This is a genomic window from Stenotrophomonas bentonitica, assembly GCF_002887735.1.
Classification (GTDB): Bacteria; Pseudomonadota; Gammaproteobacteria; order Xanthomonadales; family Xanthomonadaceae; genus Stenotrophomonas; species Stenotrophomonas bentonitica_A.
Map to the genome: position 1 here is coordinate 85,320 of NZ_PKQP01000007.1, position 12,611 is coordinate 97,930.

The window sequence follows — 12,611 nt, forward strand, 5'->3', positions numbered from 1 at the left end:
GAAACGGCCCGGGTCACCCCGGGCCGTTTGCCTGTCTGACGAGGAACCAGGCAGTACTTACTCGATCGGCTGGTCCAGCATCAGCTGGCGCGCGAAACGCACCGGCGGCGCGCCGTAGGACAGCATCTGGTCGTGGTAGGCCTTCAGGTTGAACTTGGCCCCCTGCTTGTCCTGCACGGCCTTGCGCGTGTCGAAGTGCTCCTGCGCACCGACGAAGTAGGTGGGCAGCTGCGCGGAGGTCAGCTGCGCACGCACCCACTTGCCCGAGGCTTCGCTTTCCTGCTGGAAGGCGTCGTGGGTCATCAGGTGCATCGCCTGCTCGCGCGTCCAGTTGTCCACGTGCACGCCCTGGTCCAGGATCGCGTTGGAGATGGTGCGCAGGTAGAACTTCAGCTGCACCAGGTGGAACAGCGGATCGTTGTCCAGGTAACCCTGCTCCTGCATCATCCGCTCGGTGTAGACCGCCCAGCCTTCGGCGAACAGGCCCGAACGCAGCACCGCGCGCAGCGTGGAGGGGAACTTGCCCGAGTGCCAGCCTTCCAGGTAGTGGCCCGGCGTGCCTTCGTGGATGCTCAGCAGGTGGATCATGCGGCTGTTGTATTCGCGCAGGAACGAATCGACCTGCTTGTCGGTCCAGTCGTCGGGAATCGGCGAGACCGCGTAGAAGGTCTTCAGGTTCTTGTCGAGCGGGCCCGGCGAATCGCAGTAGGCCACGGCCACGCCGCGCTGGAATTCCGGCATCAGGATGATGTCCACCGGTGAATCCGGCAGCGTCATCAGGTCATGCCTGCGCACGAATTCAGTGGACTGTTCCAGCGCGGCCTTGGCGTCTTCAACGACCTTGTCGCGGGCCGGTTTGTCGGCATAGGCCAGCTCCAGCGCGGCTTCGATCGCCGCCTGCTGCTGCTCGTCACTCGGGTTGGCCGGCAGCGCCGGGGCGCCCGGCTTGTCCTTGAGCACGGTCTGCGCGATGCCGTACATGTCCTGGCGCACGCGCTTGAGTTCGGCACGCGCGCGCTCGCCGATCTCGGCACGCGACAGCGAGGAGTTCAGCGCGAACTTGAGCTTCTGGTCATACAGGTCCGCGCCGATGCGGAAGTCGCCCTTGGCATTCGGCACCAGGGTCTTCTCCAGCCAGGTCTGCTGCTCCTCGACGGCCTTCTTCAGGCCCTCGATCGCCGCCTGCAGGCGCTTCTGGTCTTCGGCCGGCAGCTCACCGATATGCGGGGTGATGAAGGTATCGACGATGCTCAGGATGCCGCGGTTCTGCTTGGCCACGGTTTCGGCGTGGATCTTCGGCACGCGGGCCGGGTCCAGGTTCTCACGGGCCTGGGCGAAGATCTGCGGCAGCTTCTCCATGCGCGCGGTGGCCGACTTCAGGCGCTCGGGCAGCGGCGCGAACTCACGCGCCATCAGGCCGTACAGCGCGCTGCCGGCCATGCCGTTGTACATCTGCGGGTCCCACTTCGGCGACTGCAGCACTTCGGCGGTCCAGACTTCGGACTGCAGCTGGTTGCGCAGGATCGCCGCGTCCACCTGGTTCTCGCGCGAGAGCTTGCTCACGTCGATCTTGTCCAGGTCGGCGAGCAGGGCCTTGTACGCGGTCAGCACCTTTTGCTGGCCGGCGGCGCTCAGGTCATCGATCTCGCTGTCATAGCGGTGGTCGCCGATCTGCGTGGCGCTGATCGGGGACAGCTGCATCCAGGTGTCCAGGGCGCGCTTGGACAGATCGGCAAAGGCCGTATCGACCGCGGCATCGCCGGCGGGGGCAGCCGTTTCGGTGCCGGTGGCGGGCGCAGGGGAGTCGGCCTGCTGGCAGCCACCAAGGGCGGCGATCAGGGCGAGGGCAAGCAGATGCTGGCGCATCGGTGTTCCTGTACTGGGGACAATCCCCGAGCATAGGGCCGATGGCCCCCGTTGTCCCCGTGCCATTGGATTACCATGCGCCGTGAAGATCATCGCATTGACTGGAGCTGCACTGTGACTGGATGGACACGACGGGCCCGCGCCGGGCTGGCAGGGATGCTGTTGTTGGGCCTGGTGGCCTGTGGCCGCGGCGGACAGGATTACGCGGCCGATGCGGCCGCCGGAGCGGTTGCCTCGCCGGAGGGTGCGTTCCTGGCCTATGAACATGACCTCCGCATCCAGCTCGATGCCAAGCGCATCAGCGAGCGGGTCAAGGCCGTGTCCGAGGCGTGCCAGAGCAACCGGTTCGGCGACTGCGCCGTGCTGCAGGTGGGCGAAGAGGGCGGTGAGACCCGCTCCGGCTCGATCCGCGTGCGCATCGCGCCCAAGGGTGTCGAGCCGATCATCGCCCTGGCCGGTGAAGGCGGCGATGTGGCCTCGCGCAATACCCATGCCGAAGATCTTGCCCAGCAGGTGGCCGATACCGCGCTGACCCAGGCGCGGCTGCAGAAGGAGCATGCCCAGTTGCAGGCGTACCAGCAGCGCAGCGACATGAAGGTTGCCGATCTGTTGGCGGTCTCACAGCGCATGGCCGAGATTGAAGCGGGGCTGGAACAGGCCAACAAGGACGCCGCGCAGCAGCGTCGCCGGATCGATACCCAGCTGGTCACGATGCGTTTCGAAGGCCCGGCCGGGCAGCGCAGCCGCAGCGAGATCGGCAAGGCGGTCAGTGAGTTCGGCTCCATCGTCACCACCAGCATCGCGTTCGTGATCCGCGCGGTTGCCGCGCTGCTGCCGGTTGGTGTGGTGGCCTGGGCAGTCGGTGCCGTGGTCGTGGCGCTGTGGCGCCGCCGCAAGCGACGCAAGGCTGCGGCGGCCGCACGCTGAGCCTGCCTGTCGTGCCGCGCGTGACAGCGCGGCACGACGGTCGAGTCAGCCTTCGTCCTGCTCGTATTCCACGAAGACGTCCAGCTCCAGCGCCAGTTCCTGCACGGCGTCGCGCACGCGCTGGGCGCCGAGCGCATTGCCGACTTCCACTTCCAGTTCGTGGGTGCCCGGGCCGATGTCATCGGACAGGCCGGCCGAGCTGGAATCGTCGTCGTCCATGTGCGGCATCAGGTCGTCGGTTTCTTCGACGTGTTCGATCCCCTCGATGCTCTGCAGCAGGTCGGTGATGGCACGCGCATCGTCTTCGGTGCCGGTGATTCGCAGTCGCAACAGGGCCATGGGGTGAGCCTCGGGGAAAGGGACTCCAGCCTAGCCAGCGGGCGGAAAAGGTCGGGTGAGGATGCGCGCTGGGCCGTGGTGTCCGGTTCAGTCGCGCGTCGGGTCGGCGGGTGGCAGGCCCAGCAGTTCGTCAGGCAGGGTCGGCAGCGGGGTGCGCTCATCCAGCGCTTCGCGCTTGAGCCAATCCATGAAGGCCTGCGCGGTCGGGCTGAGCGGACGGTGCTCGGCGTGCACCACGTAGTAAGCGTAGCGTGCCTTGAGCGCAGGGCCAGGCAGGCGCACCAGTTCGTAACGCTGCAGATAGGGTTGCGCGATGTGCTTGCGCGCCAGCACCGCGCCGATGCCGTACACCGCTGCGCGCATCGCATCGGTGCTGTCGCTGAAGGTGTGCAGCGAGGGCAGGTCCAGGCCGCGGACACCGGCAGCGCGGAACCAGTCGCGCCAGCCCTGCGGGGACATGTCGCTGAGCAGGGGCAGCGCGGCGATCTGCGCGGCGTCGCGCAGCGCCGAAACCCCCGCCAATGCCGGCGAGGCGACCGGGCAGAGTTCATCGTCCATCAGGTGGTGCGCGGTCATGCCCGGCCACTGGCCCAGGCCGTAACGGATGCCCAGCTCCGGGCCGCTCTCGTCGAAGCGCACCAGCTCCGTGCTGGTCTGCAGCTCGATGCGCATGCGTGGATGCTGTCGGGTGAAGCGCGGCAACCGCGGGATCAGCCAGCAGTACGACAGCGAGCGGATGGTGGTGACCCGCAGCGGCACGATGTCCGCCTGCGGGTGGAGGTTGCCGGCCACGGCATTGAGATCGCTCAGCGCGGCGGCCGCCGCATCGGCCAATTGGCGTCCCTCGGCGGTCAGCCGCACGCCGCGCGCGTGGCGCTGGAACAGGACCGTGCCCAGCAGCTCTTCCAGCCGGCGCACATGGTGGCTGACCGCGCTGGCGGTCAGGTGCAGCTCCTGGGCGGCATGGGCGAAATTCTGATGGCGTGCAGCCACCGCGAACACCCCCAGCGCGGGCAGCAGGGCAGGGCGAAGGATCATGGTCGAGACCCAAATCATATTTGTGGCTTGCACGGATACTACGCGCTTGTGGGCGCGTGACGGCAGGCGGATGCTGTCGCCCTTCCTCTCCGGATCCACGCGCATGTTGCCGTCCTTTACCGCTACTCCAGCGTGTCAGCGTCCTTGCGGAGACCCGGCGTGAGCGGGGCGCCGCTGGCGGCGGGCAGCGTGGATCGTGATTGGCGCACGCCGCTGGAGTTGACCGTGCTCGGCGCGATCTGGGGCTGCTCGTTCCTGTTCATGCGCGTGGCCGTGCCCGCCTTCGGGCCCTATGCGCTGGTGGAGGTACGGCTGCTGCTTGGTGCCTTGGTGCTGCTGCCGTTCCTGTGGCAGGCGCGGGTGCAGTTCCCGGCGCGGCGCTGGTTGTGGTTGGCGCCCATCGGGGTGATCAACTCGGCCATTCCGTTCGTGCTGTTCGCCTGGGCCGCACAACGCGCCCCGGCCGCGATCGGCGCGATCTGCAATGCCATGACCGTGTTGTTTGCCGCGCTGATTGCCTTCCTGTTCTTCGGCGAAAAGATCGGCGTGCGCCGCGCGATCGCCCTGCTGGTCGGCTTTGCCGGCGTGGTCGTGCTGGCCACGGCCAAGGTCGCCGGGCTGAGCATCGGCGCAGCGGTGGTCGCCGGTGCGCTGGCCGCGTTGCTGTACGGGCTGGGCGTCAACCTGGTGAAGCGCCACATGACCGGCCTGCCGCCGGCCGCCTCTGCCGGTGCCACGCTGGGCTGCGCGGCGATCCTGCTGCTGCCGATGGCGCTGACCCACTGGCCGGCCGCACCGATCCCGATGCTGTCCTGGGCCTGCGCGATCGCGCTGGGCGTGGTCTGCACCGGCCTGGCGTTCCTGATGTTCTACCGCCTGATCGCCCGCATCGGCCCGGCCCGCGCTTCGACCGTGACCTACCTGGTGCCGATGTTCGGCGCCCTGTTCGCCTGGCTGTTCCTGGGCGAACCGGTGACCGGCGCGATGATCATCGCGGGCGTGTTGATTCTTGGGAGCGTGGCGGTGTCGCAGCGATAGGCCGTCGGGTCCGCGTGCAGCCACCCATGGGGTGGCTCCACCGAGGCATCCGGACGCTGACGCGTCGGCTATCTCATCCTCAGCGCACCGGCACCGGGATGTTGCACAGGTCGATGTGACCGGCCGGGCGCTTGTAGAAATCGTCGACGCGGTTGCGGCGCGCTTCGGTCGCCTCGGCGAAGGTCCTGGAGTCGGTGCGCAGCACCTGCAGTCTGGGTCGCTGCGCAGCCGGGACATCGCTGGCGCGCTGGATCGACTGGATCGCGGTGCGCTGCGCCGGGTCGGTGTAGAAGCCCATCGGTGCCGGTCCACGCGGCAGCGCGCTGAGCAGCTCCATGCCCTGCAGTACGCGGCCGACCAGGGTGATGTTGCGGTCCAGCTGGCGCGGTGACTGCCCGGTCACGACGTACAGCTCGGCACCGATGCTGCTGTCTTCCTCGTTGTTGCGACCAGCGCCCAGCGCGCCATAGCAATGCGCCAGCCAGGTCTTGCCGTCCTTGCGGTCCCTTCCCACCGGGAAACCATCGACAAAGCCGGTCTGGTCGGCCCAGCCGTCACGATCGGGCAGGAGGCTGACCGTGAGCCCCTTGCTGTCGCGCTGGAACTCGGCGGGGAGCTTGCGTTTGGCGCTGCCGAGCGGCTTTGCCTTGGCGGCATCATCAGCGTCGGCATCGCCGAACTGCACCACGAAGTTGTCCTGTGCACGGTAGATGCTTTCGCCATCCCAGAAGTGCTCGTGGGCCAGCGTCTGGATGTTGGCCACATGCTGCGGCGCGAATGCCGGGGCCAGCTCGATGATGACCCGGCCAGTGGGCAGGTTCATGTACAGCAGGTTGGCCGGGTCCGGTGTACGCCAGTCGCTGTCCGGCGAGGCGTCCAGAATCTGCTGCGGGCTGCGGTAGGGCGTGGCCGCACTGGCCCCGGGGGGCAGCAGGCAGGCCAGGGCGAGGGCAAGCAGGGCAGGACGACGTGGCGACATGGCAGACCCGTTCAGGAAGGTGTTCCCCGATTGTGCGCGAAGCACGTCGGCCACCGCCACCCGGCCTGCCCAACCGGCACGGTGACTAACGACACATCCGCTATAGCGAACTTCGGACTAGTGTGGACTCCACGATAGCGGAGACCGCCATGAGCGACCCCGAGGTCCATCTCAAGAAGTTCCAGAAAGAGCTCAGCTCCGGCACGGTCTCCCTGGCCTTGCTGGCGGTGCTGGCCAGGGCGGGCGAGCCGCTGTACGGCTACCTGATCGCCAAGGAGCTGGAGCGGGTCGGCGAGGGGGTGCTGAGCGGCAAGCAGAGCGCGCTGTACCCGGTGCTGCGCAACCTGGAAGGGGCCGGGTTGCTGGAAAGCCATGTTGAACCGTCGGTGGCCGGTCCGCCGCGTCGCTATTACCGCATCAATGACACGGGGCGCGAAGTGCTCCGGCACTGGACCGCCGCGTGGCGTGCCACCCGTGATTCCGTCGATTCCGTCCTGGAAGGGGTAACCGAATGAACATCGAATCCGTGGCCGGTCGGGCCTTGCCGACCACCATTCCCGCGTATCTGGCGCAGCTGCGTGCGGCACTGCACGACGCCGATCCGGCCATGGTGCAGGACGCGCTCTACGACGCCGAGGAGTACCTGCGCTCGGAGTTGGCCGCGCAGCCGGGCCGCAGCGAGGCCGAGGTGATCGCCGATGTCGCCGGCAGCTACGGGGCGCCGGAAGAGGTTGCCGAGATCTACCGCGAAACCGAGATCACGGTGAACCGCGCGCTGCGCACGCCGAGCGCCGGCGCGGCACCGCTGCGCCAGGCCGCGCCCAGCGGCCCCGGCATGGGCGCCGTGCCGCCCCCGCATGCCCCGCCCAGGCCGCGCTCTGCGCTGGCCAGCTTCTTCGGTGTCGCACTGGAGGCGCGCACCTACGGCGCGCTGTTCTACATGCTGCTGTCGCTGGCCACCGGCACGTTTTTCTTCACCTGGGTGGTGACCGGGCTGTCGCTGTCGCTGGGCCTGATGGTGCTGATCATCGGCATCCCGGTGGCGGTGTTGTTCTTCGGCTCGGTGCGCGGGCTGTCACTGCTGGAAGGGCGCCTGGTGGAAGCGCTGCTGGGCGAGCGCATGCCGCGCCGGCCGACGTACTCCGACCGCAGCCGCACTTGGCTGCAGCGCATCGGCGACATGTTCACCGACGGGCGGACCTGGCTGACCCTGCTGTACTTCGTGCTGATGCTGCCGCTGGGCATCGTCTACTTCACGATCGCCACCACGCTGCTGTCGACCTCGATCGGCTTCATCTGGGCGCCGGTGGCGGCGCTGTTCTCCAGCGACTACGTGGGCATCCACATCGACGGCATCCAGATGCTGCCGGTCTGGGTCACGCCGCTGCTGGCCGTGGTCGGCGTGCTGCTGCTGTTCGCCACGCTGCACCTGGCCCGCGGCATCGGCCGCCTGCACGGAATGATGGCCAAGCATCTGCTGGTGCGGTTGTAAACGGGACACGAGGATGGCGAGGGTGACGACCAACGGTCGTCACCTACCGGCGCTGCAGAACCCGAGGATCCGGTAGTGCCGGCCAGCGGCCGGCACTACCGCATATCGCGCTGGCGTCAGCCGGCTTTACGCCGCAGCGGCGTCACGTTGCTCGCGATCTTCGCGGCCTTCTTCGGCTTGCTGGCCACGGTCTGCGCATGGGCGGCGAAGAAATCACGCACCTTCGGGTAGACGGTTTCGCGCCAGCGGCGGCCGCTGAAAATGCCGTAATGGCCGGCGCCTTCCACGATGAAATGCTCGCGGTGCGCAGCCGGAATGCCGGTGCACAGTTCCTGCGCCGCTTCGGTCTGGCCAAGGCCGGCGATATCGTCCAGCTCGCCTTCGATGCTCAGCAGCGCGGTGCCGGTGATCGCGCTGGGATCCACCCGTTCCCCCTGCACGTACCACTCGCCGCGCGGCAGCAGGAACTCCTGGAAGACCACGCGGATGGTATCGAGGTAGTACTTGGCCGGCATGTCGAGCACAGCGTTGTACTCGTCGTAGAAACGCCGGTGCGCGTCGGCATCTTCCATGTCGCCCTTGACCAGGTCGGCATAGAAATCCCAGTGCGAACTGAAATGGCGGCTCGGGTTCATCGAGAGGAAACCGGCATGCTGCAGGAAGCCGGGATACACGCGGCGGCCTGCACCCGGGAAGGTGGCCGGCACGGTGTGGATGACGTTGTTTTCGAACCACGACATCGGGTTCTGCGTGGCCAGGTTGTTGACCGCGGTCGGGCTGCAGCGCGCATCGATCGGGCCGCCCATCATCACCAGCGAACGCGGCGTGGCTTCACCACGGCTGGCCATCAGCGAGACGGCGGCGAGCACCGGCACGGTCGGCTGGCAGACGCTGACCACGTGCAGTTTTTCCGCGCCGAGGTGGCGGATGAATTCCTGCACATAGGCGATGTAATCCTCCAGCCCGAACTCGCCTTCGCTGCCGGGCACCATGCGCGCATCGACCCAGTCGGTCACATACACGCGGTGGTCGCGCAACAGGGTGCGCACGGTATCGCGCAACAGCGTGGCGTGGTGGCCGGACAGCGGCGCCACCACCAGCACGAACGGCTGGTTGAGCATGGTGTGCAGCTGGTCGGCTTCATTGCTGTGGCGCTTGAAGCGCAGCAGCTTGCAGAACGGCTTGCTGACCTCTTCGTGGACGACGATCGGGACGCGCTCGCCCTCGACGTCGATCTCGTTGATGCCCCATTCGGGCTTCTCGTAATCCTTGCCAATGCGGTGGAACAGCTCGTTCACAGCGGCCAGGCGATCCGCGCCGGGCATCTGCGACCACCAATGACCTTGATTGGCGAAGAACTTCGCGTTGGCCTGGGCCTGGTGCACCCACGGGGCGAGCAGGTTGCGGGTCAACTCATGCAGCTGATATAGCATGACGTCCGATATGTATGGTCTTATGTTGCCGCGCAGCATAGCGCACCCGTCGCGCGGGCGCGTTAATGCGGGGGCTGTCTCAATTGTTATAGAGACTCAAGGCGCGCCGCGTTCCAGTGCCGCCGCCTGTCCGGACAGTGCGGGCGACAACCAGCAATGCGAGCCCAACGCGGTGAATCCGACCCGCTTGAGCTGGCTGCGGTACCAGCGCGCCGGACGGGCCTGGAAGCCTTCATGGTCGCCATCGAAGTCATCCTCGGCGGTGAACGCCTCCAGGAACGCGACGCCGGCGGTGAGTTCGGCGAAGCCTTCCAAGGCCGGGCGCAGTTCGCGGCTGGGCACGTAGTGCATCACATCCGAACAGATCAGCAGATCGACCGGCGCGCACGGACGCAGCCAGGCGAAATCGCCGACCCTGGCCGGGTGCAGGTTGCGGCTGCGGCCGTAGCGATGCACCGCGTAATCGCTGCTGTCGAACCCAAGGTACTGCACGCGCGGACGCAGCTTGAGCAGCGGCGCACGCCAGGCGCCTTCGCCGCAGCCGATATCCAGCACGCTGCGGATCGGGCGTTCCAGGTAGTACTCGGCACTGGCCACGGCGAGTGCCACCTTGCGCGCCAGGCGCGCGGCGCCACCGGTCTGGTCGGGCTGGTACCAGCGCTGGAAGTAGGCGGCGTCGTAGGTTTTGTCCATGGGGATCTGCAGGTGGGCGAAAGCGGCGCCTATCGTACGGTGTGGCGCGCGCGGATGCGCAGCCGGGGTGCGGCGAAGGGTCGCGTCGGCCACCCGTGGGGCGGCGCAACCGGGCATGCGAGAATGGCGGCCAACCTACGCCAGCCGCGGGAGCAAGCGCATGCAGTCCTATTACTGGGTCAAGACCTTCCACCTGCTGTTCGTGGTGGCATGGATGGCGGCGGTGTTCTATCTGCCCCGGATCCTGGTCAACCTCAGCGAGACCGCCGGCCAGCTGCCGGTGACCGAGCGGCTGCAGCTGATGGGCCTGCGCCTGTACAGGTTCGGGCACATGATGTTCGGCCTTGCGCTGATCCTGGGCGTGGTGCTGTGGCTGGGCTATCGCGTGATTCCGGACTTCCCGACCATGGTCGCCCCCGGTGCGGCAGGCTGGCTGCATGCCAAGCTCGGCCTGGTGGTGCTGCTGCTGGTGTACTACTCGTGGACCGGCCGGCTGTTGAAAGGCGCGGTGAAGGGCGGGGTGCTGCCGTCCTCGCGCGCGCTGCGCTGGTTCAACGAACTGCCGCTGGTGCTGTTCATCGGCGTGGTGTGGCTGGTGATCGCCAAGCCGTTCTAAGCGATCCGCAGCGGTGGTGCCGGCCGCAGGCCAACTACCTCGGACCCGCGTGCGAAACCGGGTAGTGCCGGCCGCTGGCCGGCTCACCGGGATGCCGGGGATGCCGGATAACGGAGGAGCCGGCCAGCGGCCGGCACGACCGCCGAGCCAGCCCGCCGGCGTGCAGCACAAAAAAAGCCGGGCGCTCGCGCGTCCGGCTTTTTCGTTTCCGCCGCAGCCCGGTCAGGCTACTTCGTAGGTCCCGTAGCTGCGCAGGCGCTCGTAACGCTTCTGCAGCAGCTCATCGACCGGCAGCTTCTCCAGCACGTCCAGCTCGTTGAGCAGCACGGCCTTCAGGCGTTTGGCCATCTGGTTCGGGTTGCGGTGGGCGCCGCCGGTGGGCTCACGCACGACCTTGTCCACCAGGCCCAGGCTCTTCAGGCGCGGGGCGGTCAGGCCGAGCTGTTCGGCGGCATCCTTGGCCTTGGCCGGGTCCTTCCACAGGATCGAGGCGCAGCCTTCCGGGCTGATGGTCGAGTAGACGCTGTATTCCAGCATCACGGTGCGGTCGCCCACGCCCAGCGCCAGTGCGCCACCGGAGCCGCCTTCACCGATCACGGTGCAGACCACCGGCACCTTCAGTTCGGCCATTTCCATCAGGTTGCGTGCGATCGCTTCGGACTGGCCGCGCGATTCGGCGTCGATGCCCGGCCAGGCACCGGCGGTGTCGATCAGGGTCAGCACCGGCAGGCCGAAGCGTTCGGCCATCTTCATCAGGCGCAGCGCCTTGCGGTAGCCCTCCGGCTTGGGCATGCCGAAGTTGCGCTTGATCTTTTCCTTGGTGTCGCGGCCCTTCTGATGGCCGATCAGCATCACCGAGCGGCCACCGATACGGGCCAGGCCGCCGATGATCGCCTTGTCGTCGGCGAAGGCGCGGTCGCCGGCCAGTTCCTGGAACTCATCGCAGATGATGCGGATGTAGTCCTCGGTGTACGGGCGGGACGGATGCCGGGCCAGCTGCAGGACCTGCCAGGAGGTCAGGTTGCGGAAGATCTGCGCGGTGCGCACCCGCAGCTTGTCCTGCAGGGCATTGACCTCGGCCTCGACATTGACCGCAGGTCCGGCGCTGGCGCTGCGCAGTTCCTGGATCTTCGCCTCCAGATCAGCGATGGGTTGCTCGAAGTCGAGGTAGTTCGGATTCATCGGAAACCGTCGTGAAGAAAAGAGGGAAAGTGTAGCCGAATGCGCCGAAAAGCCCCGTACGCCGTCGTCTGGAAACCGACGGTAGCGCAGCGGGGCCAGGGGCGCCAGTCAGGTCAGGGCACGACCAGCGCCGCACTGCCCATCAGCCTGCTGCGGGTCTGCACGAAGGTGTTGTAGCCCTCGTTGGCCTCCTTGGGCAGGCCCGAGCCCAGCGTGGCGGTCGCGGCGGTGAAGGCCATCTGCGCCTGGAAGGCCTCCTGCTGGAGCTGCAGCTGCGCATCGGCGGTGGTGGCATGCAGGTAGCGGGTGTACAGCTCGCGCAGCGGGCCGGCATGGGCCTCGAAGGCCGGGTCCAGCGCGGGCAGGGCGGTCGGAGCGGCTTCCAGCGTGTAGGTGGGCGCGACATAGCCCTTGGGCTGGTGGCGTACATAGACGCCGGGGTCGCCCAGGTGGTCTTCGACATAGTCGATGAAGGCCGGGGCCGTGAAGATCTTGGCGTTGATCCGGCCGCCGCTGGCGTCCACGTGCATCACGGTCTGCTCTTCGGGGAACGGCTCGTGGACGCCGAAGGTCCACGTCTTGTCGATGAACAGCGCGTGGGTACTCTGGTACGGCCCCTCGAAGTTGACGCCGCCCAGCTCGATCTGGTTGTTGAGGTCGCCGAAGTTCTTCAGCTTGTCTTCGCCGGTGACGTAGATCTCGTTGGCGATCACGTACTCGGCCAGGGTCGGGTTGATCAGGCCACCCTTGCCCTTGGCGTAGACGATGAAGCGCACGTCGCCGAGGCGTTCGGTCTGCAGATGATGTTCACCGGGCTTGAGCTTGACCGGGCGCGAGGCGTGCGCGGCGATCGGCAGTTCGTTGCCATCGATGCGCAGGGTCAGCGGGGTATCGCCCGGGTTGTCGATCTCGAACGTCTGGGCGGGGCTGGAACAGCCGGTGAGGGCAGCGGCTGCGATCAGCAGCCCGGTAAAACGCTTGATCAAAACAAAACACCTGTGTTGCAAC

At 67.3% G+C, this 12,611-nt stretch carries 13 protein-coding genes; 5 read left to right on the forward strand and 8 right to left on the reverse strand.

Annotated elements, in window-relative coordinates; translation table 11 throughout:
• Positions 1 to 57: 57 nt before the first annotated feature.
• Positions 58 to 1,866, reverse strand: a complete 1,809-nt coding sequence (locus C0R07_RS13800) for a DUF885 domain-containing protein (RefSeq protein WP_102789173.1) — start codon at positions 1,864 to 1,866, stop codon at positions 58 to 60.
• 156 nt (positions 1,867 to 2,022) lie between these two features.
• Here C0R07_RS13800 and C0R07_RS13805 point away from each other — a divergent pair, with 156 nt between their 5' ends.
• Positions 2,023 to 2,793 carry a DUF4349 domain-containing protein gene (locus C0R07_RS13805; RefSeq protein WP_083279873.1) on the forward strand — a complete coding sequence of 257 codons (771 nt, stop codon included), beginning with the start codon at positions 2,023 to 2,025 and terminating at the stop codon, positions 2,791 to 2,793.
• 45 nt (positions 2,794 to 2,838) lie between these two features.
• Here the strand turns inward: C0R07_RS13805 and C0R07_RS13810 are convergent, their stop codons facing one another.
• Entirely contained in the window at positions 2,839 to 3,132 is a 294-nt protein-coding gene (locus C0R07_RS13810; protein WP_019184421.1) for a hypothetical protein, read from the reverse strand.
• A gap of 87 nt (positions 3,133 to 3,219) precedes the next feature.
• Positions 3,220 to 4,170 carry a LysR substrate-binding domain-containing protein gene (locus C0R07_RS13815; RefSeq protein WP_102789228.1) on the reverse strand — a complete coding sequence of 317 codons (951 nt, stop codon included), beginning with the start codon at positions 4,168 to 4,170 and terminating at the stop codon, positions 3,220 to 3,222.
• 159 nt (positions 4,171 to 4,329) lie between these two features.
• Between C0R07_RS13815 and C0R07_RS13820 the strand changes: the two genes are divergently transcribed.
• Positions 4,330 to 5,208: a DMT family transporter gene (locus C0R07_RS13820; RefSeq protein ID WP_102789174.1), complete on the forward strand. Its 879-nt coding sequence runs from the start codon at positions 4,330 to 4,332 to the stop codon at positions 5,206 to 5,208.
• Positions 5,209 to 5,287: 79 nt separating this feature from the next.
• Here the strand turns inward: C0R07_RS13820 and C0R07_RS13825 are convergent, their stop codons facing one another.
• Positions 5,288 to 6,187 (reverse strand): peptidylprolyl isomerase, encoded by a 900-nt coding sequence (locus C0R07_RS13825; RefSeq protein ID WP_102789175.1) that lies wholly within the window; start codon positions 6,185 to 6,187, stop codon positions 5,288 to 5,290.
• A gap of 149 nt (positions 6,188 to 6,336) precedes the next feature.
• Here C0R07_RS13825 and C0R07_RS13830 point away from each other — a divergent pair, with 149 nt between their 5' ends.
• Positions 6,337 to 6,702, forward strand: a complete 366-nt coding sequence (locus tag C0R07_RS13830; protein ID WP_102789176.1) for a PadR family transcriptional regulator — start codon at positions 6,337 to 6,339, stop codon at positions 6,700 to 6,702.
• Positions 6,699 to 7,679, forward strand: coding sequence for a sensor domain-containing protein (locus C0R07_RS13835; protein WP_070426931.1), 981 nt, complete (start codon positions 6,699 to 6,701; stop codon positions 7,677 to 7,679). Before C0R07_RS13830 ends, C0R07_RS13835 begins: the two co-directional genes overlap by 4 nt.
• Positions 7,680 to 7,795: 116 nt before the next feature.
• Here C0R07_RS13835 and C0R07_RS13840 read toward each other — a convergent pair whose 3' ends face one another.
• Both C0R07_RS13840 and C0R07_RS13845 read right to left on the reverse strand, forming a co-directional pair.
• The gene (locus C0R07_RS13840) at positions 7,796 to 9,151 is read right to left on the reverse strand and encodes a polyhydroxyalkanoate depolymerase (RefSeq protein WP_172838054.1); all 1,356 of its coding nucleotides are present in this window, start codon (positions 9,149 to 9,151) and stop codon (positions 7,796 to 7,798) included.
• A gap of 57 nt (positions 9,152 to 9,208) precedes the next feature.
• Positions 9,209 to 9,805, reverse strand: coding sequence for a class I SAM-dependent DNA methyltransferase (locus tag C0R07_RS13845; RefSeq protein ID WP_046272054.1), 597 nt, complete (start codon positions 9,803 to 9,805; stop codon positions 9,209 to 9,211).
• Between the two features lie 160 nt (positions 9,806 to 9,965).
• On the opposite strand from C0R07_RS13845, the gene C0R07_RS13850 reads away from it, so the two are divergent.
• Positions 9,966 to 10,421 (forward strand): CopD family protein, encoded by a 456-nt coding sequence (locus tag C0R07_RS13850; RefSeq protein ID WP_102789177.1) that lies wholly within the window; start codon positions 9,966 to 9,968, stop codon positions 10,419 to 10,421.
• Between the two features lie 222 nt (positions 10,422 to 10,643).
• Here the strand turns inward: C0R07_RS13850 and C0R07_RS13855 are convergent, their stop codons facing one another.
• Together C0R07_RS13855 and C0R07_RS13860 are read right to left on the reverse strand one after the other, a co-directional pair.
• Positions 10,644 to 11,603: an acetyl-CoA carboxylase carboxyltransferase subunit alpha gene (locus C0R07_RS13855; protein WP_019184412.1), complete on the reverse strand. Its 960-nt coding sequence runs from the start codon at positions 11,601 to 11,603 to the stop codon at positions 10,644 to 10,646.
• Between the two features lie 113 nt (positions 11,604 to 11,716).
• Positions 11,717 to 12,589 carry a hypothetical protein gene (locus tag C0R07_RS13860; protein WP_102789178.1) on the reverse strand — a complete coding sequence of 291 codons (873 nt, stop codon included), beginning with the start codon at positions 12,587 to 12,589 and terminating at the stop codon, positions 11,717 to 11,719.
• Between the last annotated feature and the right edge of the window lie 22 nt (positions 12,590 to 12,611).

Coding starts and splice junctions, on each gene's coding strand:
- C0R07_RS13815 (WP_102789228.1), bottom strand. CDS start 4,170: ATGATCCTTCGCCCTGCCCTGCTGCCCGCGCTGGGGGTGTTCGCGGTG.
- C0R07_RS13825 (WP_102789175.1), bottom strand. CDS start 6,187: ATGTCGCCACGTCGTCCTGCCCTGCTTGCCCTCGCCCTGGCCTGCCTG.
- C0R07_RS13805 (WP_083279873.1), top strand. CDS start 2,023: ATGCTGTTGTTGGGCCTGGTGGCCTGTGGCCGCGGCGGACAGGATTAC.
- C0R07_RS13855 (WP_019184412.1), bottom strand. CDS start 11,603: ATGAATCCGAACTACCTCGACTTCGAGCAACCCATCGCTGATCTGGAG.
- C0R07_RS13845 (WP_046272054.1), bottom strand. CDS start 9,805: ATGGACAAAACCTACGACGCCGCCTACTTCCAGCGCTGGTACCAGCCC.
- C0R07_RS13835 (WP_070426931.1), top strand. CDS start 6,699: ATGAACATCGAATCCGTGGCCGGTCGGGCCTTGCCGACCACCATTCCC.
- C0R07_RS13830 (WP_102789176.1), top strand. CDS start 6,337: ATGAGCGACCCCGAGGTCCATCTCAAGAAGTTCCAGAAAGAGCTCAGC.
- C0R07_RS13800 (WP_102789173.1), bottom strand. CDS start 1,866: ATGCGCCAGCATCTGCTTGCCCTCGCCCTGATCGCCGCCCTTGGTGGC.
- C0R07_RS13850 (WP_102789177.1), top strand. CDS start 9,966: ATGCAGTCCTATTACTGGGTCAAGACCTTCCACCTGCTGTTCGTGGTG.
- C0R07_RS13840 (WP_172838054.1), bottom strand. CDS start 9,151: ATGCTGCGCGGCAACATAAGACCATACATATCGGACGTCATGCTATAT.
- C0R07_RS13810 (WP_019184421.1), bottom strand. CDS start 3,132: ATGGCCCTGTTGCGACTGCGAATCACCGGCACCGAAGACGATGCGCGT.